The sequence below is a fragment of the Streptomyces sp. NBC_01197 genome, assembly GCF_036010505.1.
Classification (GTDB): Bacteria; Actinomycetota; Actinomycetes; order Streptomycetales; family Streptomycetaceae; genus Streptomyces.
In genome coordinates, this window is sequence record NZ_CP108569.1 from 4,854,417 (window position 1) to 4,879,038 (window position 24,622).

Annotated in this window: 28 protein-coding genes, 1 tRNA gene and 1 pseudogene; 13 read left to right on the forward strand and 17 right to left on the reverse strand. The window is 68.4% G+C overall.

Features of this window, described 5'->3' with window-relative positions:
- Positions 1-134 precede the first annotated feature (134 nt).
- Complete coding sequence (locus OG452_RS22190; protein ID WP_327297334.1) at positions 135-653, forward strand: DUF1269 domain-containing protein; 519 nt, start codon at positions 135-137, stop codon at positions 651-653.
- An 81-nt stretch (positions 654-734) separates the two neighbouring features.
- Here the strand turns inward: OG452_RS22190 and OG452_RS22195 are convergent, their stop codons facing one another.
- Positions 735-1,391 carry a DUF1990 family protein gene (locus OG452_RS22195; RefSeq protein ID WP_327297335.1) on the reverse strand — a complete coding sequence of 219 codons (657 nt, stop codon included), beginning with the start codon at positions 1,389-1,391 and terminating at the stop codon, positions 735-737.
- Positions 1,392-1,594: 203 nt separating this feature from the next.
- On the opposite strand from OG452_RS22195, the gene OG452_RS22200 reads away from it, so the two are divergent.
- Positions 1,595-1,930 (forward strand): hypothetical protein, encoded by a 336-nt coding sequence (locus OG452_RS22200; RefSeq protein WP_327297336.1) that lies wholly within the window; start codon positions 1,595-1,597, stop codon positions 1,928-1,930.
- 80 nt (positions 1,931-2,010) lie between these two features.
- Positions 2,011-2,721, forward strand: coding sequence for a DUF1990 family protein (locus tag OG452_RS22205; RefSeq protein ID WP_327297337.1), 711 nt, complete (start codon positions 2,011-2,013; stop codon positions 2,719-2,721).
- A gap of 258 nt (positions 2,722-2,979) precedes the next feature.
- Here OG452_RS22205 and OG452_RS22210 read toward each other — a convergent pair.
- A tRNA-Cys gene (locus OG452_RS22210) sits at positions 2,980-3,051 on the reverse strand.
- Between the two features lie 202 nt (positions 3,052-3,253).
- On the opposite strand from OG452_RS22210, the gene OG452_RS22215 reads away from it, so the two are divergent.
- From OG452_RS22215 to OG452_RS22225, 3 genes and pseudogenes are all read left to right on the forward strand, one after another.
- The gene (locus OG452_RS22215; protein ID WP_327297338.1) at positions 3,254-4,708 is read left to right on the forward strand and encodes an MFS transporter; all 1,455 of its coding nucleotides are present in this window, start codon (positions 3,254-3,256) and stop codon (positions 4,706-4,708) included.
- A 30-nt stretch (positions 4,709-4,738) separates the two neighbouring features.
- Positions 4,739-4,963: pseudogene (locus tag OG452_RS22220) on the forward strand (type II toxin-antitoxin system death-on-curing family toxin); the annotation flags it as partial.
- Between the two features lie 154 nt (positions 4,964-5,117).
- Positions 5,118-6,899, forward strand: coding sequence for a DEAD/DEAH box helicase (locus OG452_RS22225; RefSeq protein WP_327297339.1), 1,782 nt, complete (start codon positions 5,118-5,120; stop codon positions 6,897-6,899).
- Between the two features lie 38 nt (positions 6,900-6,937).
- Here the strand turns inward: OG452_RS22225 and OG452_RS22230 are convergent, their stop codons facing one another.
- From OG452_RS22230 to OG452_RS22250, 5 genes are all read right to left on the reverse strand, one after another.
- Complete coding sequence (locus OG452_RS22230) at positions 6,938-7,441, reverse strand: hypothetical protein (RefSeq protein WP_327297340.1); 504 nt, start codon at positions 7,439-7,441, stop codon at positions 6,938-6,940.
- A 34-nt stretch (positions 7,442-7,475) separates the two neighbouring features.
- Entirely contained in the window at positions 7,476-8,237 is a 762-nt protein-coding gene (locus OG452_RS22235; protein WP_327297341.1) for a contact-dependent growth inhibition system immunity protein, read from the reverse strand.
- Between the two features lie 60 nt (positions 8,238-8,297).
- On the reverse strand, positions 8,298-9,464 hold the full coding sequence (locus OG452_RS22240; RefSeq protein ID WP_327297342.1) for an RNase A-like domain-containing protein: 1,167 nt from the start codon (positions 9,462-9,464) through the stop codon (positions 8,298-8,300).
- Positions 9,465-9,689: 225 nt separating this feature from the next.
- Positions 9,690-10,004, reverse strand: coding sequence for a Scr1 family TA system antitoxin-like transcriptional regulator (locus OG452_RS22245; RefSeq protein ID WP_327299731.1), 315 nt, complete (start codon positions 10,002-10,004; stop codon positions 9,690-9,692).
- Between the two features lie 12 nt (positions 10,005-10,016).
- On the reverse strand, positions 10,017-10,475 hold the full coding sequence (locus OG452_RS22250) for a MarR family winged helix-turn-helix transcriptional regulator (RefSeq protein ID WP_327297343.1): 459 nt from the start codon (positions 10,473-10,475) through the stop codon (positions 10,017-10,019).
- A 63-nt stretch (positions 10,476-10,538) separates the two neighbouring features.
- Here OG452_RS22250 and OG452_RS22255 point away from each other — a divergent pair, with 63 nt between their 5' ends.
- Positions 10,539-10,907 carry a VOC family protein gene (locus tag OG452_RS22255; protein WP_327297344.1) on the forward strand — a complete coding sequence of 123 codons (369 nt, stop codon included), beginning with the start codon at positions 10,539-10,541 and terminating at the stop codon, positions 10,905-10,907.
- Between the two features lie 105 nt (positions 10,908-11,012).
- Here OG452_RS22255 and OG452_RS22260 read toward each other — a convergent pair whose 3' ends face one another.
- Together OG452_RS22260 and OG452_RS22265 are read right to left on the reverse strand one after the other, a co-directional pair.
- A complete protein-coding gene (locus OG452_RS22260) occupies positions 11,013-11,750 on the reverse strand; it encodes an alpha/beta fold hydrolase (RefSeq protein ID WP_327297345.1) in 738 nt (245 codons plus the stop codon).
- A gap of 52 nt (positions 11,751-11,802) precedes the next feature.
- Positions 11,803-12,714 (reverse strand): helix-turn-helix domain-containing protein, encoded by a 912-nt coding sequence (locus tag OG452_RS22265; RefSeq protein WP_327297346.1) that lies wholly within the window; start codon positions 12,712-12,714, stop codon positions 11,803-11,805.
- 508 nt (positions 12,715-13,222) lie between these two features.
- Between OG452_RS22265 and OG452_RS22270 the strand changes: the two genes are divergently transcribed.
- Positions 13,223-13,864: an IclR family transcriptional regulator gene (locus tag OG452_RS22270; RefSeq protein WP_266856555.1), complete on the forward strand. Its 642-nt coding sequence runs from the start codon at positions 13,223-13,225 to the stop codon at positions 13,862-13,864.
- A 104-nt stretch (positions 13,865-13,968) separates the two neighbouring features.
- Positions 13,969-14,757: a S16 family serine protease gene (locus OG452_RS22275; protein WP_327297347.1), complete on the forward strand. Its 789-nt coding sequence runs from the start codon at positions 13,969-13,971 to the stop codon at positions 14,755-14,757.
- A 114-nt stretch (positions 14,758-14,871) separates the two neighbouring features.
- Here OG452_RS22275 and OG452_RS22280 read toward each other — a convergent pair whose 3' ends face one another.
- Genes OG452_RS22280 through OG452_RS22300 form a run of 5 tightly spaced genes read right to left on the reverse strand, consistent with a single transcriptional unit; the run spans position 14,872 to position 19,225 of the window.
- The gene (locus OG452_RS22280; protein ID WP_327297348.1) at positions 14,872-15,855 is read right to left on the reverse strand and encodes a glycine betaine ABC transporter substrate-binding protein; all 984 of its coding nucleotides are present in this window, start codon (positions 15,853-15,855) and stop codon (positions 14,872-14,874) included.
- A complete protein-coding gene (locus OG452_RS22285; protein WP_327297349.1) occupies positions 15,855-16,763 on the reverse strand; it encodes an ABC transporter permease in 909 nt (302 codons plus the stop codon). Before OG452_RS22285 ends, OG452_RS22280 begins: the two co-directional genes overlap by 1 nt.
- Complete coding sequence (locus OG452_RS22290; protein WP_442810071.1) at positions 16,760-18,106, reverse strand: ABC transporter ATP-binding protein; 1,347 nt, start codon at positions 18,104-18,106, stop codon at positions 16,760-16,762. The genes OG452_RS22285 and OG452_RS22290 overlap by 4 nt, the downstream gene beginning before the upstream one ends.
- The gene (locus OG452_RS22295; protein ID WP_327297350.1) at positions 18,099-18,746 is read right to left on the reverse strand and encodes an ABC transporter permease; all 648 of its coding nucleotides are present in this window, start codon (positions 18,744-18,746) and stop codon (positions 18,099-18,101) included. The genes OG452_RS22290 and OG452_RS22295 overlap by 8 nt, the downstream gene beginning before the upstream one ends.
- On the reverse strand, positions 18,743-19,225 hold the full coding sequence (locus OG452_RS22300) for an Lrp/AsnC family transcriptional regulator (RefSeq protein ID WP_327297351.1): 483 nt from the start codon (positions 19,223-19,225) through the stop codon (positions 18,743-18,745). The genes OG452_RS22295 and OG452_RS22300 overlap by 4 nt, the downstream gene beginning before the upstream one ends.
- Positions 19,226-19,369: 144 nt before the next feature.
- Here OG452_RS22300 and hppD point away from each other — a divergent pair, with 144 nt between their 5' ends.
- Positions 19,370-20,515, forward strand: a complete 1,146-nt coding sequence (gene hppD, locus OG452_RS22305; RefSeq protein ID WP_327297352.1) for a 4-hydroxyphenylpyruvate dioxygenase — start codon at positions 19,370-19,372, stop codon at positions 20,513-20,515.
- Positions 20,516-20,591: 76 nt separating this feature from the next.
- Here hppD and OG452_RS22310 read toward each other — a convergent pair whose 3' ends face one another.
- The 3 genes from OG452_RS22310 to OG452_RS22320 form a co-directional block, all read right to left on the reverse strand.
- Entirely contained in the window at positions 20,592-21,581 is a 990-nt protein-coding gene (locus OG452_RS22310; RefSeq protein ID WP_327297353.1) for an SRPBCC family protein, read from the reverse strand.
- 5 nt (positions 21,582-21,586) lie between these two features.
- The gene (locus OG452_RS22315) at positions 21,587-22,237 is read right to left on the reverse strand and encodes a hypothetical protein (protein ID WP_327297354.1); all 651 of its coding nucleotides are present in this window, start codon (positions 22,235-22,237) and stop codon (positions 21,587-21,589) included.
- A gap of 80 nt (positions 22,238-22,317) precedes the next feature.
- Positions 22,318-22,749 carry an Asp23/Gls24 family envelope stress response protein gene (locus OG452_RS22320; RefSeq protein ID WP_327297355.1) on the reverse strand — a complete coding sequence of 144 codons (432 nt, stop codon included), beginning with the start codon at positions 22,747-22,749 and terminating at the stop codon, positions 22,318-22,320.
- Between the two features lie 307 nt (positions 22,750-23,056).
- Between OG452_RS22320 and OG452_RS22325 the strand changes: the two genes are divergently transcribed.
- The 3 genes from OG452_RS22325 to OG452_RS22335 are packed head-to-tail and all read left to right on the forward strand — an operon-like array spanning position 23,057 to position 24,621.
- Complete coding sequence (locus tag OG452_RS22325) at positions 23,057-23,380, forward strand: gas vesicle protein GvpO (RefSeq protein WP_327297356.1); 324 nt, start codon at positions 23,057-23,059, stop codon at positions 23,378-23,380.
- Positions 23,377-23,877, forward strand: coding sequence for a gas vesicle protein GvpJ (gene gvpJ / locus OG452_RS22330; protein ID WP_327297357.1), 501 nt, complete (start codon positions 23,377-23,379; stop codon positions 23,875-23,877). The genes OG452_RS22325 and gvpJ overlap by 4 nt, the downstream gene beginning before the upstream one ends.
- A gap of 3 nt (positions 23,878-23,880) precedes the next feature.
- Positions 23,881-24,621: a GvpL/GvpF family gas vesicle protein gene (locus OG452_RS22335; protein WP_327297358.1), complete on the forward strand. Its 741-nt coding sequence runs from the start codon at positions 23,881-23,883 to the stop codon at positions 24,619-24,621.
- Position 24,622: the final 1 nt, after the last annotated feature.

Here is a 24,622-nt window from a genome sequence, read left to right on the forward strand (position 1 = left end):
GCCCGGACGCCCAGGCATCCGGAGGGGGCGTCCGGGGCTGTCGGCCGGTACCCGGACGCCGCTACCGCATGTCGCCTTTGCGGCATATTTCCTATAGTGGGCTGAGTCCTGCACCCTGATGAGGAGTCAGCCGTATGAGCAATCTGTTCGTCATCGCCTACGACGACGTCGCCACTGCCAGCCAGGTCCGCGACAAGGTCGTGATGCTGAGCCGCCAGCACCTCATCGACCTGGAGGACGTGGTCGTGGTCGAGCGGCGCGAGTCCGACGGCAAGATCAAGCTGCACCAGGCCGTCAACCTCACCGCGGCAGGAACGACCGGGGGTGCGCTCTGGGGCGGGCTCATCGGGCTGCTCTTCCTCGCGCCACTGCTCGGCGCGGCCGTCGGAGCCGCGGCGGGTGCGGCGGGCGGCGCAGTCAGCGACACCGGCGTGAACGACGACTTCATGCGCGAGGTCAGCTCGAACCTCCGCCCGGGAGCCGCGGCGCTGTTCGCCCTTGCCAAGTCGGATGCGGTCGACAAGGTCGTGCACGAACTGGCACCGTTCGGCGGCCAGTTGGTCCAGACGTCGCTCTCGTCGGAGGACGAGGAGCACCTGAAGGCGATGGTCCAGGCGGCTCGGGCGGGGAACACGGAGCAGCCGGCGGGGTAGGGGGCGGGTGCGGTAGCGGATGCCTGGGCGTCGGGGCCCGGCGTGGCGCAGCCGGTACGCCGGGAAGGGGCGCGCGGTCGGTCAGCCGACCGGCACCTCCCGGCAGGCCGCTGCCTGCACGATCCGAGTGTCGATGGTGATGCCGCCACGCGGCCGCCCTCCGGCGATGTCCGCCGCCCGCAGGCAGAAGTGCACCCACATGTTGAACTGGATCTCCTTGGACACCCGGAGCCGGCAGTACAGCAGATCCGCCAGCCGGTCGCCCGCCCGGCACCACGCCTCGACCTCGAAGGAGAGCAGCCCGCCCTCCTCCCTGGCCCGGAACTCGATCTGGCCGGCTTCGAGATGGCCCTGCAGTGTCCCGAATCTGAACGACGCCTCGCCCCGGTGAAGCACGCGTACGGGTCCGTCCCACGGGCCGGGCATCCGCACGCGGTACTCGTCGCCGGGGCGCACGGTTCCCCTGTGGCCGGCCGTCTTGTCGAACACCGCGGCACCGTGCGGAGCCGCCTGGTTCAAGTCGGCCATGACGGAACGCATCAGCTCCCGCGGGCCCACTTCGCTGCCTTCGATCAGGACGGAGAAGCGCCGGTGGAGCATCGGGCCGACGCCGTCCTCCAGGCGCTTGCTACGCCCGTCGATGAACTCGGCCGGTACGACGGGCGGCAGATCGCTGCTGTCGCCGGCCGTCTCGCTGCGGTGCAGCGCGCTGATCCGCCAGAGGTAGTTCCAGGACATGATCGCCACCCCGGCGGGGAACCGCAGAAGAACCCCGAGTCGGCGCCGACGGGACATTTGCCACGGTTGCTCGGTGTGAACTGATGTCATAACGTCACAATAAGATCAAAAGCTGGCAGTTCATATTATTCAGTGCTTTTACGCCGCTGCGGCGGGATGTTGGAGGTACGGTGCGGATCTCACGGGCGCTGCAACGCACAGGTGTGCGTGGTGCATACATGGAGGCGGCCTCGATGGCCGCGGTGGGGCTCTGTATCGGGTTCTGGCTGCGCGCCAAGGGCTACGACCAGGATGAACGGGGCAATGCGGAGCGGCGTGCGCTGTTCGTCGGCCTCTGGCCTCCCATGTTGTGGCTGGTCGGCCAGTCCATCTGCGAGATCGACCGCATGGAGCAACCCCGGCATCTGGGCGGGCTCGGGCGGATGGACCTCGGGCGGCTCGGCAGGCTCAGCCGGCTCGGGCGACTCGGGCGGACGGGTGTCGGGCGGACAGGTGTCGGGCCGATGGGCAGGCTCGGGCGGATGGGGAAGTGCGGGTAGCCCGGGTGCGGTGGCGGTGGCGGTGGCGGTGGCGGTGGCGGTGCGGTCGGCGTCGCGGAGATCTTCACTGAGAGGCGTCCATGCTGCGTGAAAGGCGGCTCCACGGCGAGGGCGCTGCCTCTGCGCTGCACTCCCTGAAAGGGCTTCAGGTCAACTACTCGCTCCCGCCCGGCCATACGCCCACGCGGGAGGAGGGCTGGCACGTGGACTCGTTCCGTCAGCCGCTCGGCCATGAGCAGCCGGGCGACCCGGAGCCGGGCGGAACCTGGGACATCGCCTGTCGGCTCGTGCGCGACTACCAGTTCCCCGAACCGGGCATCCTCCGGGCGCTCTACCGCCGCGACGACGCGTTGCTCGGGCGGAACATCCTTCTGGAGGGGCACTTCCTCGGCCTCCGCTTCGACATGGGAGTCAGGATCACATCGGTCACCGACGAGCTGCGCGGTACGGGTGACTCCGCGGAACGGGTCTGGGGCTGGGGCTACCGGACGCTCGACGGACATTTGGAGGAGGGGGAGCTCCACTACCAGGTGATCAAGTACCCGCACACGGGTGCTGTCGAGTTCCTGATCACCGGTTACTCCCGGCGGGCGGCGATCAGCAACCTCGTCGTCCGCGCCGGCTTCATCCTGTTCGGCCGTATGACACAGCGCCGCTTCTACCGCGCCAGCGCGGCCCGGCTCCACAGCCTGACCCGGGCCGAACTGCTCGGCGCCCCGCCGGATGAACCGCAGCCGTCCCCGGCCGGCGACAGCCTGGTCGTGGTCCCGGGCACCGCGGGCACCGCGTAGCGGCACGGCGGCGTGCGGAGCTTCCGTAGGCAGAGGTACGCAGAGGCTGTGGCGGGAATCGAACCCACGTGCTGTGTCTTTCGGGGGGTGACCCCCGGGCCCCCAGCTGGAACCGCCAGGGCGGGGGCTTCCGTACGCTGAGGTACGCAGAGGCCGTGGCGGGAATCGAACCCGCGTGCTGTGTCTTTCGGGGGGTGACCCTCGGGCCCCCAGCCGGAACCGCCAGGGCGGGGGGCTTCCGTACGCTGAGGTACGCAGAGGCCGTGGCGGGAATCGAACCCACGTAACTCGCTTTGCAGGCGAGCCCCTAAACCACTCGGGCACACGGCCAAGTCACCGGAACCGCCCCGTTCGCCCGCTCGGAACCGATCCAGTACGCCGACCGTAGGCTCCCCACGCGCCCTGCCTCAAGGCCGCGGGCGGTCCCGCAACGTGACTGCCACACCCCGTTCATGGTCGTACGACCAACGGACCAGCCCGGCCCCGTCCTCCGACAGGGTCCATCCGGCAGTTCACCCCTTACTGTGTACCCATGACCGCCCTGGAACCCCGCGACGCCGAGCTCGCAGCCCCCGACCTGCCCGACGACGGTATTTCCACCCCTTTGACCGGCGGGATCCTCGGCAGCGCGCACCGGGCGCTCAGTATCGGCATCGTCACCGTCGTCCTGCTCATCGCCTTCGAGGCGACCGCCGTCGGCACCGCGATGCCCGTCGCCGCACGGGAGTTGCACGGCGTCGCGCTCTACGCCTTCGCGTTCTCCGCCTACTTCACCACCTCGCTCTTCGCGATGGTCCTCTCCGGCCAGTGGGCCGACCGGAACGGGCCGTTGCGGCCGCTCGCCACCGGGATCGCCGCCTTCGCGGCCGGGCTGCTGCTCTCCGGTACGGCGTCCTCGATGTGGATCTTCGTGTCCGGGCGTGCGGTACAGGGGCTCGGCGGCGGGCTGGTCATCGTCGCGCTGTACGTCGTCGTCAGCCGCGCCTACCCGGAGCGGCTGCGACCCTCGATCATGGCGGCCTTCGCAGCGAGCTGGGTGGTCCCCTCCGTCGTCGGGCCGCTCGCGGCCGGCGCGGTCACCGAACACCTCGGCTGGCGCTGGGTCTTCATCGCCATCCCGGTCCTGGTGGTGCCGCCGCTCGCCCTCGCGCTGCCTGCGATCCGCCGGACGGCGGCAGGCCCGGCCGACCTCTCAGGGCCGCCGCCCGCCTTCGACCGGCGGCGCGTCCGCCTCGCGCTCGGGATCTCAGTGGGGGCCGGTCTGCTCCAGTACGCGGGCCAGGACCTGCGGTGGCTTTCGCTGGTCCCGGCAGTGGGGGGAGCGGCACTGCTGGTCCCCGCCGTGCTCGGGCTGCTGCCGCGCGGCACCTGCCGGGCGGCGCGCGGGCTGCCTTCCGTGGTGCTGCTGCGCGGGGTCGCCGCCGGGTCGTTCATCGCGGCCGAGAGCTTCGTACCGTTGATGCTGGTCACCCAGCGCGGACTCTCGCCGACGCTGGCCGGGCTCTCGCTGGCGGCCGGCGGCGGGACCTGGGCGCTCGGCTCGTTCGTACAGTCCCGGCCGCGCATGGAGCCGTACCGGGAGCGTCTGATGGTCATCGGCATGATCCTCGTGGCGGCGGCCATCCTGGCCGCGCCGAGTGTCCTGATCCACTCCGTCCCGGCCTGGACGGTCGCGGTGGCTTGGGCGTTCGGCTGCTACGGCATGGGCACGGTCATCGCCTCGACGAGCGTGATGATGCTGAAGCTGTCGGCCCCGGAGGAGGCGGGCGCGAACTCGGCCGCCCTCCAGATCTCCGACGGCCTCTCGAACGTCCTGATGCTCGCGGCGGGTGGCGCGGCCTTCGCGGCGCTGGGCGGGGGAGCGGTGGGCGCCCTGCACGACGGGGCGTCGGCGCCGCACCCGGCGGCGTACGCGGCGGTGTTCCTGCCGATGGCTGCGGTGGCACTGGTGGGGGGCTGGGTGGCTACGCGGGTGCGGACCACTTGAGTGGTACCGGATTGACCCCGCCCTTGGTACTTCGACAAGGCGGCTTCGCTGCTCCAGTCGCTGGCCGTCAACCACCCCTTCATCCACGGGAACAAGCGCACGGCCTGGGTCTCCTGTGCCGTCTTCCTGGCCATGAACGGCGTGCAGCTACGGCCCGACATCGACGCGGCCGAGCGACTCGTGGTCGCGGTGGCCGCCGGGCGTACGGAAGAAGTCAAGGAGATCTCCCAGGAGCTGCGCGCCCTGGCGGAGTGAGCCGGTCCGCAGGGGCGTGAGCCGGGTCTCATCGTGCACGGGTGGTGCCGTTCGCACCGGGGCCCAACCCGGCCACAGGTAGGGTGGCCCGGTTGTCGTACCGCCGCCCCGTGCACCTCTGAGAACCGCACCCCTGAGAACCGATTCGGAGACCGTGACTACTACCGCCTCCCACCACCTCTCACCCGCCTTCCCCGGCCGCGCCCCCTGGGGCACCGCCAGCAAGCTGCGTGCCTGGCAGGAAGGCGCCCTGGAGCGTTACCTCCATGAGCAGCCCCGCGACTTCCTCGCGGTCGCGACCCCCGGCGCCGGGAAGACCACCTTCGCGCTGACCCTCGCGTCCTGGCTGCTGCACCACCATGTCGTGCAGCAGATCACCGTCGTCGCGCCGACGGAGCATCTGAAGAAGCAGTGGGCGGAGGCCGCGGCCCGGATAGGGATCAAGCTCGACCCGGACTACAGCGCGGGCCCGCTGAGCAAGGAGTACGACGGCATCGCGGTCACCTACGCCGGTGTCGGCGTGCGCCCGATGCTGCACCGCAACCGCTGCGAGCAGCGCAAGACGCTCGTGATCCTGGACGAGATCCACCACGCGGGCGACAGCAAGTCCTGGGGCGAGGCGTGCCAGGAGGCGTTCGACCCGGCGACCCGGCGGCTCGCGCTGACCGGTACGCCGTTCCGCTCGGACACCAACCCGATCCCCTTCGTCGCGTACGAGGAGGGCAACGACGGTATCCGGCGCTCCTCCGCCGACTACACGTACGGCTACGGCAACGCGCTCGCCGACGGCGTCGTCCGTCCCGTCATCTTCCTCAGCTACAGCGGAAACATGCGCTGGCGCACCAAGGCCGGCGACGAGATCGCCGCCCGGCTCGGCGAACCGATGACCAAGGACGCGATCGGCCAGGCCTGGCGCACCGCGCTCGCGCCGACCGGTGAGTGGATCCCGAACGTGCTGCGCGCCGCCGACCAGCGGCTCACCGAGGTCCGCAAGGGCATTCCGGACGCCGGCGGTCTGGTCATCGCCTCCGACCAGGACACCGCCCGCGAGTACGCCAAGATCCTCCGGAAGATCACCGGCGACCGGCCCGCAGTCGTGCTCTCCGACGAGAAGGCCGCGTCGAAGAAGATCGACCAGTTCGCCGCCGACGAGTCCCGTTGGATGGTCGCGGTCCGGATGGTGTCGGAAGGCGTCGACGTACCGCGCCTCGCCGTCGGCGTGTACGCCACCACCATCTCGACACCGCTCTTCTTCGCCCAGGCCGTGGGCCGTTTCGTACGCTCCCGCAGGCGCGGCGAGACCGCGTCCGTCTTCGTGCCGACGATCCCGATGCTCCTCGACTTCGCGAACGAGATGGAGGTCGAACGGGACCACGTACTCGACAAGCCGAAGAAGGGCAGTGACGAGGAGAACCCGTTCGCGGAGGAGGACAAGCTCCTCGCCGACGCGGAGAAGCTGGAGGACGAGGAGACCGAGGAGCAGCTGCCCTTCGAGGCGCTGGAATCCGACGCTGTCTTCGACCGGGTGCTGTACGACGGCGCCGAGTTCGGGATGCAGGCCCACCCGGGCAGCGAGGAGGAGCAGGACTACCTCGGCATCCCCGGCCTGCTGGAACCGGACCAGGTGCAGCTGCTCCTCCAGAAGCGGCAGACCCGGCAGATCGCTCACAGCCGCCAGAAGCCGGCCGAGGAGGCCGACCTCCTGGAGAAGGCCGCCGAAGCACGCCCGGTCGTCACGCACAAGCAGCTGCTCGAACTGCGCAAGCAGCTCAACACGATGGTCTCGGCCTACACCCACCAGAGCGGCAAACCGCACGGCGTGATCCACACGGAACTGCGCCGCACCTGCGGGGGCCCGCCGAGCGCGGAGGCGACGGCGGGCCAGCTGAAGGAGCGCATCGCGAAGGTCCAGGAGTGGGCCACGCGGATGCGGTGAGGTCCGGGGCTGTCGGCGACGGGGTACGGGCCGTCGGTTCAGTCCTCCTCCGTCCGGACCAGTACCAAGTCCAGGCCGTTCCCCCGGGCGGCCACCACCAAGTCGTACGTCGCACGCGTGACACCTTCCCAGGACCTGCCGCTTCCGACGCGGCGGAACCGCTGCAGCGGGTGGTCGCTGTTGGTGTACCAGCGCGCGTCCGGGCCCAAGGCCACGATCACATCATCCTCGATCGAACGGAGCTTGGGGTCTTCCATGAGGGCGTGATCAGCGCGACTGTCCGCCAGATCGCCGCCCAGCGCGCCCAGGACCCACCCGGTCGCCTCCGCCGAGGTGAACGGAGGCCGTCGCTCCAGATGCTCCGTCAGCTCCGAGGCATCCGTGACCTCAAGGGGACAGACTGGCTGGAGCAGTTGCCAGCACACTTCGCCGATGGACAGGCCGGACGCCTCCGCTCGCAGCACCGCGACCCGTACTCCGTGATCGCCGGAAGTCTCGAACCGCGCCAGCCGGTTCTTCAGCGGCGAGCGCTTCTTCGTCATGACGTACCTCCCTCGTGCTTTCGGGACCGGCAACTCACTGTTGAACGACCGCCCGCTTGTCGTGCGGCGGATATGCGGGGTTCCGCCCTACTGGAGGCTGGTATCCCACCGCTTCCAGGTGGGCGTTGAGCCGCTTGGCCATGTGATCCATCCACTGTGTGTAGGTCTGGCCCTCAGGTGGCATGAGCGAACAAGCGAGCCCCTCGACGGCTTCTTCTACACACTCCTCGGCGGGACAGATTTCGAGCAGTTCGCCGATCTCCTTGGCCGCAGCGGCGACCTCGTGCTCCGGCCCCCCGGCTCCGGCAGCCGTGTACTCGTCCAGCAGAGCGTCAGTCGGGAGTTCGGCGTCCTGGTGGAAGTAGCCACCGAGCAGGTTGTTGAGATTCGGCAGGCGCTCGCACCACTCCCAGCTGGTTTCCGGGATTGCGGGCTCGGCCACCTCGCCACGCTCGGTGAACGCGGCGAGGTGAGGAAGCATCGCAATCAGGCAGTCCTCGCGGGTGCGGCCGGGCGGAGTGATCATTGGCGGCATGGAAGCCAGGTTGGATGCCACATCGACCTCGTCGAGACCGTACTTGAGCACGTCCAGAATCTCGCGAGTCACCCGGAACGCACGACCTGGGTAGTACGTCGCCATCCGCAGATAGCTGCGCATCGCCTTTGATGTGATCTCGTCAGTGTCGGTGAACCGCTCCTCGCGGACCACCGACGAGTATGCCTCCAGCAGGAGGCGCAGCTCCGGCAGCCACTCGGCCCACGGCGCGTCATCGTCAAAGATATCCGGCTGCGTCATCGCCTTTGTCTCAAAACCTCTCCGCTTTCGATGCTGTGGACGTTGTCCATCACGTTTTGGTCAGCCTATGGGGTGGGTGGTGAGCACGTAGTAGCCGCCGGGGGCATCAGGGTCGGCTCGCAGCACTACCCGGGCGCCGTGGACATCCCGCGATCCTGTGCCATCCCGCCAGTCCTCCCGGGACAACGACCGTCCGGTGACCTCGCCGGTGTCCGACATGTCGAACTCCTTGGAACTGCCGTTCTTGGCGCCCTTCAGCCAGTTGCTGACCCGCTGTTTATTGGCGTCGATGGTTCGCTGAGAGAACCGCTGTGCATCACCGACGGTCCGGTATGTCGAAACCCCCTTGGTTCCCTTCTCCTGGGCGAGGCGATCACCCATCTGCTGGTCGCTGCGGCCTACATGCTTGGTTACTCCGTGGCCCCCGTACCCTTCGTCCTTGAGTGGGTCGGCTTCTCGCGGCTGGGGTGGCTTTGCTCCCTTGCGGCTGGCGCGATTCCAGGCGTTGTAGTCACCCTCGGACATCGCCGTTATGAAGTCGTCGAAGCCCTTGTAGGTCAGAGCGCCGCCACCCGTGATGGCTGCGCCACTGACGACATTCACGGGGACACCGGCAAAAGCACCGACGCCGGTGGCGTCGAGGGCTGCGCCGCCGAACTCGCCGCCAACGCCAACAGACATCAGCCAGACGCCGGCCGCAGTTTCGAAGACGCCGGTGAGAGAATCAGGGCTGAACGCCACCTGCATGACGTTGGCGACGTCGGTGCCGGTGTCTTCGAGAGGGTCGACCACCCACTTCTTCCACCAGGAGCGCTTCTTCGGTTTTGACTTCGGTTCCGGCTTGGCGCGCGTGGTGATTCCATTGAACGCGTCGACCGGAGAAATTCCGTCGCCGAAACCGTGGGGGCCTTTGGCATCGTCGAACATGCGCAGGCGCAGCTTGATTTCCACGGACATGATGTGCAGTTCCGCGCCGAGCGATCCGGGCAAGCCCGCGAAGGTGGGGACTGGTGCGGTCGGTACGAGTACCCCGCTCCCGGCAGAGGTTTCCTGGACGCGTTGAAGTTCCGGGTTGTGGGTGGCCTGCTGTCCCGGGTCGAGTGCCTGCTGCGCGTCGGTCAGGATCGAGCCTATGCTGCGGTGCAGAGCACCTGCACCGGCACCCGCTTTCTCCAGATCAGCCGCGAGCTTCGCTACTTCGCTCTCATCGAACCCTCTGAACCCCATCAGTGGCCGCTCTTGCGCTTGGCGGCGTGCTTGGCGCGCTCGTCGAGATTCCGCGCTTCGCTGTCCCAGCGCCGGGCGTCGGCGACGAGGTCACTCGCCATCCTGCGCAGCGTGCGACTGTGAAGCTGCAGCTTCGCAGTGGTGGATTCCGCGTAGGGTCCTTTCCATATCGCTATTCGCCCCTTTCCAGTGCCTGCAGCCTGCTTCACCTCGTTGTCGAGATAGCTACCAAGGCCGTGCGCGGCGGTACGCGCACGCCGCGCTGCTGAACGGAGTGTCTCGGCGCGACCCCTCAACTCGGCCGCCGTTTCTGATTCCCCCATGCTGTCTCCCTGCGTAGGAGCGGATGCGTATCGCGCGCAATCTTGAGGCTCGAGCCCCAGGAAAGAGTCGTGCGCGGCAGAGACTTCGCTGCGGGGGCTGTGCCACTGCCCGCAGTTGATCGTAGGTCACCGCAATGCGCCGGACTTCTTCCGGTTCCTCGATCAGCCGGCCGTGGTGGGCGCCCTCCGTGTGTGCGATCTCGGTGCCATCCGGCAGCTCAAGAACGAGCTATGCGCCGGCGTGGCCATCGTGCAGGGAATGAATCATGCTCCGCAGGATCCGGAAGGCGCCTGACTGCTCGGCCTCGGTCATGCCGGCCAGCATTCTGACCTCGACGGACCGCACCGCTACGGTCGCCTTCTCCAGGCTCCGTCGGCCGCGAGATGTGAGCCGCGCGGGAAGGACCTTCCCGACGGGCGCCTCCGCAGGCCTGGTCACGTAGCCCTCTCGTTCCAGTGTCTGGAGCAGCACGTTCATCGACTGCCGTGTCACGAACGCGCCGCGCGCGAGCTCGGAGTTCGACAAGCCCGGGCGTTGAGCCAGCAGTTCGAGGCAGGAGTAGTGCGTCACGCTCATCCCGAGTGGCCGCAGTACCTCCTCCATGGCTGCGCGCAGGGCGCTCGAAGCCTCTTTCAGCAGGTAGCCCAGTGATTTGTCCAGGTCGACGCCGACATCGTTTTGACTCATGTCAGGATTCTGACATACATTCCTCCGTGTCAGGATCCTGACACGAAGAGAAGGAGCAGCATCATGCCCGCCACAGGCCCCGACTTCATCTCGCTCCAGGCGCGCGACCTCGTCGTCTCGCAGGCGTTCTACGAGCAGTACCTCGGCCTCGTCCGCTCGCAGTCCGGACCTCCGCACGCCGTCGTCTTCGAGACGAAGCCGATCGCGTTCGCACTCCGCGACGTCGTTCCCGGCACCGATCTCGCATCCGTTGCCCAGCCCGGTATCGGTGCCGCGATCTGGCTCCACGCCACCGACGTCCAGGCCATCCACGACGCTCTCGTCGCCGACGGCCACGCCATCGTCTCCGCACCGATTGACGGCCCCTTCGGCCGGACATTCACCTTCGCCGACCCCGACGGCTACCAAGTCACTCTCCACGACCGCACCTGACAGTCGAACGCCACCGACGATCACTGTTCCCCCGAAGACAGCCGGTCGCGCTGAGCAGAGCCGGAGCCGGATGGCCAGGGCGTGGTGGCCCCTCCTCGGTGAGGCCTACGCCCCGCCCGTGGTCAGGACCGCTTCGGACGCGATCTCCGTCAGCAGGCCGGCGACGGCCTCAGGCTCGCTGATCATGAGATCGTGGCCACTGTCGATCTCCCAGAATCGGCCTTCGGTACGCGCCTTGGCTACCAGGCCCTGGTCATGGAAACCAAGACCCAGACTTGCGGTGGAGACGATCCGGTACTGCGGTATCGCGTCCAGTGCCGGCTCATTGTTCAGGACGAGCGGCTGCTCAAGAGTCTTCCAGGGGTGAGGGGTGAGGCGTGGCAGCGTCCACTCGATGTCCTTGGCGTCCGTAACCCCAAAAAACCTCACCAGATCCTCGCTGGGAAAGAGTATGAGCTCGACACCGTCGATGACTTGGCCGTTTCCCCTCTCCTCGAGGAGGACCGGGAATGCCTCGATCTGCGACCGGCCCTCGGGGGCATCGAGAAACACGAGCTGCCCGACCCGGTCGCTGACGCGGTCGGCGGCTCCCTGCATCACTGTGCCGCCGTAGCTGTGACCAACGAGCACCACATCTCTCAGGTCCTCGTAGAAAAGGAGGTTGGCCACTTCGGTGATGTGCATGTTCAGATCGACATCGGGGCTCACGAGGTGTGATTTGTCGCCCAGCCCCGTCAGGGTGGGGGAGTACACGGTGTGGCCCTCAGCCTCCAGCAGACGAGCGACCTTCTGATAGCACCAGCCGCCGTGTCCAGCACCATGGATCAGTACGTAGGTGGCCATGGCCGACCTCTCCTTCTGTTGTGTGTTGCTTGCGGATGACTCTTACGTGGGGTCAGCCCTTGTCGGCGCGGGGGCGTTTCCGTGATGTGCCGGAGGAGAGGCCCGGTCGCGTGGTGGGCTCGCTGGTGGCCTGGGCGAGCAGGGCGAGCGCGGCCCGCGAGGGCGAGCCCGCTTCTGTGGTGGCGACCACCACGTTGGGCCCCGGCCCGCTGCTCAAGGTCTGCAGGACGACGGTCAGGGGACCGACCAGCGGATGGCGCATCTCATAGCTGGCAACGGTGCAGGGTTGGACACGGTGTTCGGCCCACATCGAGGCGAACTCACCGCTCTTCGCGGACAGTTCACCCAGGAGCGCGTGCAGCGTCACGTCCTCCGGATGCTGGACCGCCACAAGGCGCAGATTCGCGACCACTGCCCTGGCTCTGCTCGGCCAGTCCGCGTACAGGTCACGGACATGGGGGTCGAGGAACAGCAGCCCGGCCATGTTGGGACGTCGCGCCGGCAGGTCAGGGGCGCCAGGGGCCAGATGCCCGGCGAACAACGCATGGCCAAGGCGGTTCCACGCCAGTGCGTCGCTGCGCCGGCCGAGCACCATCGCGGGAACGTCACCCACTGCTTCCAGCAATTGGCGCATCGCCTCCGTCACCCGTTCCGGCGCCGGCCGCCGGCCCCGGGTGCGCTGCTTGTCCACCCGGCCCAGGTCGTGCAGGTGTCGCCGTCCGGACTCGTCCAGCCGCAGAGCCCCGGCGATCGCATCCAGGACCTCGGGTGATGCGCTCAGGGACTGCCCCTGTTCGAGCCGGGTGTAATACGAGGCACTCACACCCGCCAGCATCGCCAGCTCCTCGCGCCGAAGCCCCGGCACCCGCCGGTGTTCCCCGTAGGTGGGTACCCCGACCTCCTCCGGAGCCAGCTGGGAGCGCCGTGCCCGCAGAAAGCTCCCGAGCTGCGTTTTTCCGTACATGGCTCCGAGTATCGGCGGCCTCTTTCCATCCATGGCTCCGAGTATCGGCGGCCTCGCAGTTCCTGGCCTGACCCAGTTGTGGATAGGCAACGGGGGGTCTGGCTTCTGGCCCGCACCGCGGAACCGGGAACTGGCGACGCCGAGCTCACGCGTATCTACCGCCGTGTCCTGGCCGGGGGTGAGCACGGAAGCGGGCCGGTAGCCCGAAGGTAAAAGGTCGGCATAAAGAGATTGAAGGTAAAGGAAGGCGGTCCGGTCGCAAACTTCGGTCATTTCGCCATAAAGGGTGCAAACTTCGCACAGACTGCCCGGATTCTGGACTTACCCTTCCGCTGAGCGGACCAGCTCGCTACTGTCCCGGCAACGCATACGCCCCGTGGCAGAGCCGCCGCGGAGCGCAGCCGGTGCCCTGGCCTGCCGGCGGCCGCTGCGCGCGCGTCGCCGACGGGAACCGGCGTCGTGACGTCCGTGGTGAGCCGCCGCGACTACCACGTAAGGAGTGGGCGTCGTGACCGCCGAGACTTCTCAGACGCTCGACAGGGGACTCCGCGTCCTCAAACTGCTTGCAGACACCGACCATGGCCTGACCGTCACCGAATTGTCCAACAAACTCGGGGTCAACCGCACCGTGGTCTACCGACTGCTCGCCACATTGGAACAGCACACCCTGGTCCGCCGCGACCTGGGGGGCCGTGCCCGGGTCGGGCTCGGTGTGCTGCGCCTGGGCCGCCAGGTGCACCCGCTCGTCAGGGAAGCGGCGCTGCCCGCGCTCCGCTCGCTCGCCGAGGACATCGGCGCGACGGCACACCTCACCCTTGTCGACGGTTCGGACGCGCTCGCCGTCGCGGTGGTCGAACCGACGTGGACGGACTACCACGTGGCGTACCGGGCGGGCTTCCGCCACCCGCTGGACCGGGGCGCGGCCGGGCGCGCGATCCTCGCCTCCCGGCAGGGCCTGCCCGACGGGCCCGGCTACACGCTCACCCACGGCGAACTGGAGGCCGGCGCGAGTGGCGCCGCCGCGCCGCTGGTCGGGGTGACCGGGGTCGAGGGGAGCGTGGGCGTGGTGATGCTCGCCGACTCCATACCCGAGCGGGTGGGGCCACGTGTGGTCGACGCGGCGCGGGAGGTCGCGGAGGCACTGCGATGACACGGCCGAGGTGACACGGCCGAGGTGACGCGGTCGCGGTGAGGTGCGGGTGCCGCCCCAAGTGCCGGGCGGGACTGATTTGCCCCGCCCGGTAGATTGGCTCCGTGCTCCTCCGCAATCCGCGCTCCCGCGTCCTCGCCGTCTGTGCCGTTCTGGCGCTTGCCCTGCTCGGTACGGCCGCCTTCGCGCCGCTGCCGTTCTCGGTGGCGCAGCCGGGGCTGACCGCCAATGTGCTCGGCGACAACAAGGGGCAGCCGGTGATCAGCATCACGGGCGCAGCCGTACGGAAGCCCTCCGGCGAGTTGCGGATGGTGACCATCGAGGCGACCGGGCCGTCCACCGACGTGGATCTGGGGCAGGCGATCGACGGCTGGTTCCGTACCGACCGGGCCGTCATGCCGCGCGACGCCGTCTACCCGGGCGGCGGCAGCGACGCCCAGATCGAGAAGCACAACCTCGCCGAGATGAAGGGCTCGCAGGACTCCGCGACCGAGGCCGCACTCTCCTACCTCGGCGACAGCTCCGACAAGGTCAAAGTGACCCTGCACCTCGCGGACGTCGGCGGGCCCAGCGCGGGGCTGCTCTTCTCGCTCGGCATCGTCGACAAGCTGGACGGCGACGGTGCGGGCGGCGACCTCACCGGCGGCCGGACCATCGCGGGTACGGGGACGATCGACGCCTCCGGGAAGGTCGGCGCGGTCGGGGGAGTGGCGCTCAAGACGCAGTCCGCCGCCCGGGACGGGGCCACCGTCTTCCTCGTACCGAAGGCCGAGTGCTCGGACGCCAAGTCCGGGCTTCCGCACGGGCTGCGGCTGATCCCGGTCACCACGCTCAAGGGTACGGTGTCGGTCCTGCAGACGCTGCAGAAGGGCGGCCCGGTCCCGAGCTGCTGACCGGCCCGGGTTGTTGTTCCGGTACCTCCCGGCCCAGTTCGCGGCCCAGGTCCCGGTCCCGCCCCGGTTCCGGCGACGCCCCGTTTCCGGACTGCCTCCCGGTCCCGCCCCGGTTCACCCCTTCCTGATGAACCCCTCCTTGATCAGCCACGCCTTCGCCACCTCGTGCGGGTCCTGCCCCTCCACGTCCACCTTCGCGTTCAGCTGCTGCGCGATCTGCGTCGTCAGCTTCTTCGTGATCGGGTTGAGCACGTCCGCGATGGCGGGGTGTTTCTTCATCGCCTTCGTGTACATCTCGGGCGCCGCGTTGTAGTTGGGGAAGAACTTCTTGTCGTCCGTGAGGACCTTGAGTCCCAGATGGGGGATGCGGCCGTCCGTCGTGAACACCTCGCCCAGCGTGCAGGTGCTGCCGCGGGAGACCTGGGTGTAGACCACGCCGCTGTCCATCTTCCTGATGTGCGACGGCGGGATCGAGAAGCCGTACGACTTCTCCACCCCGGGCAGCCCGTCGTTGCGCACCGCGAACTCCGCCTCGACGCAGACCGTCGCGGCCGACGGGTTCTGCTTCGCCAGCCGTGCCACGTCGGACAGGTCCTTGAGGTGGTACTCCGCGGCGTTCTGCTTGTTCGCCGCCAGCGCGTACGTGTTGTTGAGCCGCGCGGGCGGCAGCCAGGTGATGCCGTTTGCGAGGTCCGCGTCGCGCACCGCCTGCCACTGCTTCTGCGGGCTGGGGATGGGCTTCGTGTGGCCGAGATAGGTGATCCAGGCCGTGCCCGTGTACTCGTACATCCCGTCCGCCGAACCGGACTTGACCGCCTCGCGCGCCCCGATCGACCCCTGGATGTCCGTCCGGTCCAGGACCGACGCACCGGCCGCCTTGAAGGCGAGGCCCATCATCTGGCCCAGGATGATCTGCTCGGTGAACTGCTTCGACGTGACCGTGAGGCTCGCGCCCTTCAGCGGCAGCCCGCGGCCGACGGTCCCCGGTTTCACGTTGTCGACCATCGGGCTGCCGCTGGTGAGTCCGCACCCCGACAGCGCGGCCGACCCCACCAGGACCCCGGCCCCGGCCGCCGCGAGTGTCGTACGTACCCGCATCACGTCTCCAGTCCGCGCGGCCGCAGCAGCACTTCGGCGATCGACGCGAGCCAGTCCACCAGCAGCGCCAGCGCCACGGTCAGTACGGAGCCCAGGATCAGCACCGGCATCCGCTGGTTGGTGATCCCGGCGTTGATCAGGTCCCCGAGGCCGCCGCCCCCGCCGAACGTGGCCAGCGTCGCCGTGCCGACATTGAGCACCAGCGCCGTCCGCACCCCCGCCAGGATCAGCGGTACGGCCAGCGGCAGTTCCACCCGGAACAGCACGCCGGGCGCCGACATCCCGATGCCCCGCGCCGCGTCGATCAGGCCCGGGTCGGTGGCGCGCAGCCCCGCGATGGTGTTGCTGAGCACCGGCAGCACGGCGTAGACGGTGATACCGATCAGGGCCGGCTCCCGCCCCGTACCGAGCCCGATCACCAGCAGGGCGAGCAGGCCGATCGCGGGGGTCGCCTGGCCGATGTTGGCCAGCGCCACCACGTACGGCGAGGCCCTGCGCAGCGCGCTGCGGGTCAGCGCGATCCCCAGCGGGATCGCGATGATCAGCACGAAGAAGGTGGAGATGGCGGTGAGCTGGATGTGCTGCCACAGGGCCGTCCGGGTGGCGTTGTGGGCCAGCGAGTTCCGTGAGATCGAGTCCAGGTTCGTGTTGGTGATCCAGATCAGGGTGGCGCCCACCACGACGGCGAGCAGCACCGGCATGAAGAGCAGCTTGAGCCAGGTCAGCCGGCGCACCGGCGGCCCGGGTGGCCGCCGGGCGGCGGTCAGCCCCCGATCGGTCTCCTCGGCCCCGGCCTCGGCTCGTTCGTCCTGCTCGTTCTGCTCGGCCTGTTCGTCGCGGAACGCCAGCCCACGGACCTCGTGTTCGCCATCGGGCCGCTGCGGCGGGCGCCATCGGTCGGAGCTCACGACGGGTCCTCCCGTACGCCGGACACACCGCCGGTCACACCCTCCTGCGCCGCGTGGGTCTGCTGCGCCCGCAGATCCGCCAGGTCGTGCTGGTGCTCCAGTGCCGCGAGCCGGTCGGCCTCCAGCATCTCGTGCACCGAGTTCATCAGCGTCTCCATGGTGACCACACCGATGAACTCGCCCCGGCGGCCGGTCACCGCGGCCCGCCCGCCGCTGTCGGTCAGCACCGCCTCCAGCGCGTCGCGCAGCGTCGCGTCGCGGGTCACATGGTCGTGTACGAGCGTCCCGGCCCGCGCCAGCGAGCCGCGGGCCCGCGCCAGATCGCCGCGCCGCAGCCACTTGTAGGGCCGGTTGTGCTTGTCGAGCAGCAGCACCTCGTTCGTACTGCCGGTGCGCAGCATCGTGAAGATGGACTCCAGCGGATCGTCGATCGTCGCCGTCGGGAAGTCGGCGATCTCCACCTCCCGTACCCGGGTCAGGTTCAGCCGCTTGAGCGCCGCCCCCGCCCCCACGAAACCCGAGACGAAGTCGTCGGACGGGTTGGTGAGGATCGCCTCGGGGGTGTCGAACTGGGCGATGTGCGACTGCTCGCGCAGCACCGCGATCCGGTCGCCGAGTTTGATCGCCTCGTCGAAGTCGTGGGTGACGAAGACGATCGTCTTGTGCAGCTCCTGCTGGAGCCTGATCAGCTCGTCCTGGAGGTGGTCGCGGGTGATGGGGTCCACCGCGCCGAACGGCTCGTCCATCAGCAGCACCGGTGGATCGGCGGCCAACGCCCTTGCCACACCCACCCGTTGCTGCTGGCCGCCGGAGAGCTGGCGCGGATAGCGGCCGTGGTACTCGCGCGGGTCGAGCCCGACGAGATCGAGCATCTCCTCGACCCGGTCCTTCACCCGCTGCTTGGACCAGCCGATCATCTTCGGCACAAGGGCGATGTTGTCGGCGACCGTCATGTGCGGGAAGAGGCCGGACGACTGGATCGCGTAACCGACCTTGCGGCGCAGCTTCACCGGGTCGATGCCGGTGACGTCCTCGCCCCCGATCCTGATCACGCCGGACGAGGGCTCGATCAGCCGGTTGATCATCCGCAGGGTGGTGGACTTCCCGCACCCCGAAGGACCCACCAGGATCACGATCTCCCCGGCCGCGATGTCCATGCTGACGCTGTCCACGGCGGGCAACGGGGTGCCCGAGTAGTGCTTGCTGAGGTTCTCCAGCTGGATGGTGGCGCCGGTGACGGCGTTCTGTGTCTCGGGCGTCCTGGCCGTCTCTGCTGCCGCCGCGGGCTGCCCGGCTCGCTCCGGCCCGGGCCCTGGACCTCCGTACGGTGCGTGATCAGTCACGGATACCCCTCGAGATGGTCAGGCGTCCGATCAGGACGTACGCGGCGTCGAACAGCAGCGCCAGGATGATGATCCCGAGCGTTCCGGACAGCACCTCGTTGAGCGCGTTGGCGCTGCCGAGGCTGGAGATCCCGCGGAAGATCTGGTTGCCGAGGCCGGGGCCCGACGCGAAGGCGGCGATGGCGGCGATCCCCATCAGCATCTGCGTGGCGACCCGGATGCCGGTGAGAATCGGCGGCCAGGCCAGCGGCAGCTCCACCCGCAGCAGCCGGCTGATCCGGGACATCCCGATCCCGGTGGCCGCGTCCACCAGGTCCTCGTCCACCCCGCGCAGCCCGACGATGGTGTTGCGGACGATCGGCAGCAGCCCGTACAGCACCAGGGCGATCATCGTCGGCGCGACACCGAGGCCCACGATCGGGATCAGCAGGCCGATCATGGCCAGCGAGGGGATGGTCAGGATCGACGAGGTCGTCGCGACGGAGACGTTGGCCGCCCACTCCCTGCGGTACGACAGAACGCCGATCAGCACCCCCACCGCTGTCGCGATGACCATCGCCTGGAACACGGCACTCGCGTGCTGGCCCGCGTCGGCCAGTAACTGCTGGTAGCGGTTGCCGAGGTAATCCCAGAAATTCATCCCTCGGGGCCCCTTCCTCGGCTCGCCTGCTCCACCAGCGGGATGATCCGCAGAGGGACAGGGTTTTCCATGACGATCGCCGTGGAGGCGCGCACGATGCCATCGAAACCCACCACCAGGTCGATCACCCGTTGAAGGTCCGCGTTCGACCGGGCCACCAGACGGCAGAGCATGTCGCCGTGGCCGGTCGTGGTGTGCAGTTCGAGCACCTCGGGCACCCCGTCCAAGTGCGCCCGCACATCGGCCCCCTGGCCCTGTTTGATCTCCAGCGTCGCGAAGGCGGTCACCGGGTAGCCGAGGGCGGCCGGATCGACCTCGGGCCCGAATCCCCGGATTACTCCATGCGACTGGAGCCGGTCGAGCCGGGCCTGTACGGTCCCGCGCGCCACGCCGAGCCGCCGTGACGCCTCCAGCACCCCGATCCTGGGCTCACGGGCCAGCAGCACGATCAGCCGGCCGTCCAGTGCGTCGATCCCCACGCTTCGCTCCCGCCGCTCACGGATGCCACCTCTCTGTGGTCACCCTGTACAGATGGACCGCCCATCCTGGTCCCGCACTGCACAGATTGCCCAGCGATGCGGCGAACTATTGCGCACCTTGCGATACGGCGGGACGCTTCCCCCATGACTGAGACCACCCAGCACACCCCGGACACCGCGCGTGAGGCCGACCCCTTCCCGGTGAAGGGAATGGACGCGGTCGTCTTCGCCGTCGGCAACGCCAAGCAGGCCGCGCACTACTACGCGACCGCCTTCGGCATGAAGCTCGTCGCCTACTCCGGACCGGAGAACGGCACCCGCGAGACCGCGAGTTACGTCCTGACGAACGGCTCGGCCCGCTTCGTGTTCACCTCCGTCATCAAGCCCGCGACCGACCACGGCCGGTTCCTCGCCGGCCATGTCGCCGAGCACGGAGACGGCGTGGTGGACCTCGCCATCGAGGTGCCGGACGCCCGTGCCGCGTACGCCTACGCGACCGCGCACGGCGCCACCGGCCTCCAGGAGCCGTACGAGGTCAAGGACGACCACGGCACGGTGGTCCTGGCGGCCATCGCCACGTACGGCACCACCCGCCACACCCTGGTCGAGCGCACCGGGTACGACGGCCCGTACCTGCCCGGGTACGCCGCTGCCGACCCGATCGTCGAGCCGCCGGCCCGGCGCACGTTCCAGGCCATCGACCACTGCGTCGGCAACGTCGAGCTCGGCAAGATGAACGAGTGGGTCGCCTTCTACAACAAGGTCATGGGCTTCACCAACATGAAGGAGTTCGTGGGCGACGACATCGCCACCGAGTACTCCGCCCTGATGTCTAAGGTCGTCGCCGACGGCACGCTGAAGGTGAAGTTCCCGATCAACGAGCCGGCGGTCGCGAAGAAGAAGTCGCAGATCGACGAGTACCTGGAGTTCTACGGCGGCGCGGGCGTCCAGCACATCGCGCTCGCGACGAACGACATCGTCGCCTCAGTCCGCGCCATGCGGGCGGCGGGCGTCCAGTTCCTGGACACGCCCGACTCGTACTACGACACGCTGGGGGAGTGGGCGGGCGAGACCCGCGTCCCCGTCGAGACCCTCCGGCAGGAGAAGATCCTCGTCGACCGTGACGAGGACGGCTATCTGCTGCAGATCTTCACCAAGCCGGTCCAGGACCGGCCGACGGTCTTCTTCGAGATGATCGAGCGGCACGGGTCGATGGGCTTCGGCAAGGGGAACTTCAAGGCGCTGTTCGAGGCGATCGAGCGGGAGCAGGAGCGGCGCGGGAACCTGTAGGGACGCAATGGCCCTGTAGGGACGCAATGGATGTGGGCGGGAGCGGCGACGCCGCTCCCGCCCACATCCGGCCGCATCAACGTTCGTCCTCTTCCTCGTTGTCTTCCTCGTCGTCTTCTTCGTACCCCTCTTCTTCACCCTCCTCGCCGTCTTCGCCCTCCTCTTCGTCCTCGTACTCCTCGTCACCCTCCTCCTCTTCCTCACCGTCCTCTTCTTCGTCGGTGCCTTCGTCCTGGTCCTCGTCGTCCTTCAGGCCCTCTTCGTGGCTGCGGACGACCTCCCCGTCGCGGATCTCACCGCGCCAGCCTTCTACTTCGTCGTCGTCCCCGGTGAGGGTGACGAACCGCTGGAAGTGCTTGAGGTCCAGCCGCAGTCGGCGTCCTTGCGCACGCCATATGTTGCCGGTCTTCTCGAAGAAGCCGGACGGTGTGTACTCGACGACTGCGATGACACGCGTCAGGCTGGGGGCCAGCTCGTGGAAGGTGATGGCGCCATGGGTCGTCCCCTTGCCGCCCTCGGACGTCCAGATGATGCGGTCATCCGGCACCTGCTCCTGCACGGTGGCCTTCCAACTGCGGTTGGAAAAAGCGATCTTGAGCTTCCAGTCGCTCTCGATCTCATCCGACGCCTTCACGCTGGTGACGCCCTTGGTGAAGGAGCTGAACTCCTCGATCTCGGCCCATCGGTCGTACACGGTGCGCAAGGGCTTGCCGACGTCTATGATCTCGATGATATTGGTGACCTTGACGTTACCGGACTTGCCGCCACCGCCGCCAAAGGCGCCCTTCACCGTATCCACGGCCTTGTCCTTCATTTCGCCGGCCTTCTCGCCCACGAAAGCCTTGACGGGATTCTCTCCGCCGATGACCCTTTTCCCGACGTCGAGGATATCCCCGCCGCCATCTCCATCGGAGTCTCCAAGGCCCTCAGCCAGATCCGAGAGTTTCCCCGTGGCTGATTCGACCAACCGCTCTCCCCGGGCCCCGAGATAGGCGGAAAGCTCGTCCTTGACCTTGTCGAGGGCGGACGGGCTCTTGTCCGCTGCGTCGTCCTCCTGCTTGGCCATGAGAGCTACCTCCTACGGCTGTTACGGCTCGAAGCCTTTTTGGCGGCAGCCTTCTTCGGCGGAGACTTCTTCGCCGCTGTCTTCTTCGCTGCTGTCTTCTTCGCTGGCTTTTTCTTGGCAGGCGGGGACGCGGACTTCTTGGCCGGTGCCTTTTTGGCGGGCGGCTTCTTCGCCGCCGACCGCTTCGCGGGACGACGACGGCGAGGCGGCTCTTCCTCTTCCTCCTCGTCCTCGCCCTCCTCCTCGCCTTCGTCCTCAGGTTCCCCTTCGTCTTCCTCGTCTTCCTCCTCTTCCTCTTCTGCCGCGTGCTGCTCGTCCTCGTCCTCGTCCTCGTCACCCGGCGGTTCCCGCAGAGCGTTGGTCCGCTGCTGGAGGGCGTCGGCGAGGGATTCGAGGCGGCGGTTGGCCGTTGCGGTCAGCGCCGTGCGTCCCGCATTCAGCACTTCACCGCGCGCTTGCTCTATCAGGGGTGCGACCTGCGGGCTCTCTGCCAGCTTGCGGACGCACACGGTGACGATTTCGCGCGGATTCAGCGGCAGTTGCTGGCCGGCCACCACGGAGGCGACGCCGAGGGCCAGCTTCCCCTTCTTGGTCCGTCCCAGGATGTATCCGGCCGCGACAGCGGCAGCGAGCGAAACTTTCTTACTGCTTTCCATGAGTGCCTCTCAGAGCGAGAGAAAAGCGGTCCGGGCACGCCCCGGCGGGGCCGGGCGCCTGTCTCCTTCTCCGGCACGGGTCAGCGGACCCGTGCGCCGCCACCGCGGTCCTCGTCCTCGTCCTCGTCCTCGTCCGAGCCGGCCAGGTGGACGTCGAGCACCTTGATGTTGATCTCGACGACTTCCAGGCCCGTCATCGTCTCCACCGCGTCCGTGACCCGGCTGCGTATCTCCTTTGCCGCGTCCGCGATGGGTTCGCCGTACTCCACGATGATTTCCAGGTCGATCGCGGCCTGCTTCTCGCCGACCTCGACCTTGATTCCCCTGCTCGGCGACGGCGACTTGGAGACCCGGTCGCGAACCGACCCCAGGGCCCGTGAGGTGCTGCCGCCCACGGCGTAGATTCCGTCGGTCTCGCGTACGGCGATACCCGCGATGGTCGCGACGACCGTGTCGGCGATGGTGGTGGTGCCCCGTGTACCGGGGTCGGTGGTGCTTTCGGTGCTGGCCATCGGAGACCCTCCAGTCCGAAGAAGACTTTTGTCGGCGAGCGGCACCAGGATGCTCAGCGGAGGTCGGCCCCCGGCTGTTCCGCGCATCGTGCTGCGCATCTCTCCTTCCAATGTCCTCCCGCCTCCGGCATGCCGCCATTCGCGTGGTTTTCGACGGGTGCGCCGGACGCGGATATGCGGTGCGCCGGGCGGCGAATGCGCGGGATACAGCGGGTGAAAGACGTCGTTCCGTCCCGGTCGGCGCCGTCATCAGCCGTTCGGTCCACCCAGAATGCGTGATCGTCCGGCGGTCAACAGAATGACGGACATGGCAGAGCAGCGAACCCGGCAAAGCGGGACTTCCCAGTCCGCCGGCACCTCCTCGGGAAAGAAGCACGTAAAGGGAGCGGAAGAGGCTGCCGAGCGCGCCTGCGGGAGCCTGAACAGGCTGATCAACCACCGTACTGAAGGCGTTTCCGCTGTCTCACGGACCGAGGACGGCTGGCATGTCGACGTGGATGTGCTGGAACTCCCGCGCATCCCGGATACGACCAGCATTCTCGCTACATACGAAGTGGATCTCGATGAGGGCGGCTCCCTGGTGCAGTATCGCCGGGCCCGTCGCTATCGCCGCGGTCAGGCGGACACATGAGCGCCCGCGGCCCCTACGGAGAGACGGTCATCCCTTTGAGTACATACAGCGAGGAGGTCGTCCGCGTCCCGCGCGCCGGCAGCCTCTACGACGTCCTGGAACTCATTCTCGACCGTGGCATGGTCATCGACATCTTTGTGCGTGTATCGCTGGTCGGCATCGAGATCCTGAAGATCGACGCCCGGATCGTGGTCGCCAGCGTCGATACCTATCTGCGGTTCGCCGAGGCGTGCAACAGGCTCGACCTGGAGCACGACGTGACCAGCAGAACGGTCCCCGAGCTCTTCGGCGGCAGCATGTCCAAGAGCGCCGGCAAGGCAGGTGCGAAGAAGGCAGCGCACTCCGTGGGCGACAAGGTGAAGAAGGCCGTCGGCGCCGGCGATGACGACGGTGACGACGACGAGGAACGGGAGGAAGCCCCGCGCCGGCGCAAGGCATCCCATTCCAAGAGCAGCAGCGGCGGCGGACGTTCGCGCCGTCACGAGGAGGAGAGCTGACCGATGGCCGCATCAGGCATCTATGTGTACGGCATCGTGGGCGGCTCACACCAGCTCCCCGCTGATGCCAGGGGCGTCGGCGAACCGCCCGCCGAGATCCGGCTGTTGCCGGCCGGGGATCTCGCCGTCGTGGTCAGCGAGACGTACCCGGAGCTCAGGGCCCGGCGCCGCGACCTGCTGGCACACCAGGACCTGCTCCTGGCGCTGGCCGAGACCGGGCCGGTGCTGCCGATGCGCTTCGGAATGGTCGCACCGGACGAGGCCACGGTGCTGGCCGACGTCGAAGCGCGCCGGAATGAGCACGCCGCGGTACTGGAACGGCTGGGCGGCCGCGTCGAGATGAACGTGAAGATCACGCCGGCGCAGGACGGTCTGGCGGCGCTGGTCCGGGAGGACCCCGTGGTCCGGAAGATCCGCGAGGAAACCCGCCGCAGGCCCGGTTACGAGGCCAACATCCGGCTGGGCGAGGCGGTGGCGGCCGGCCTCCGGCGCAGAGCAGCGGTGGCCGCGGCCCGGCTGCCGGTCGAGTTCACGGATGTCGCCGACGAGATGTGTCCGGGGCCGGAAGTCGAGGGCTGTGTACTCAACGCCTCGTTCCTCGTCCCGCGGGACAGCGAAGCGCTCTTCCGTACCGTCGCCGAGCGTTTCGCCGCGGCTCACCCGGACCGCCTCGAACTGCGGCTGACCGGGCCACTGCCCTGCTACAGCTTCGTAGGCCCGGTCCCCGCCCCGGCCACGGTCTGAC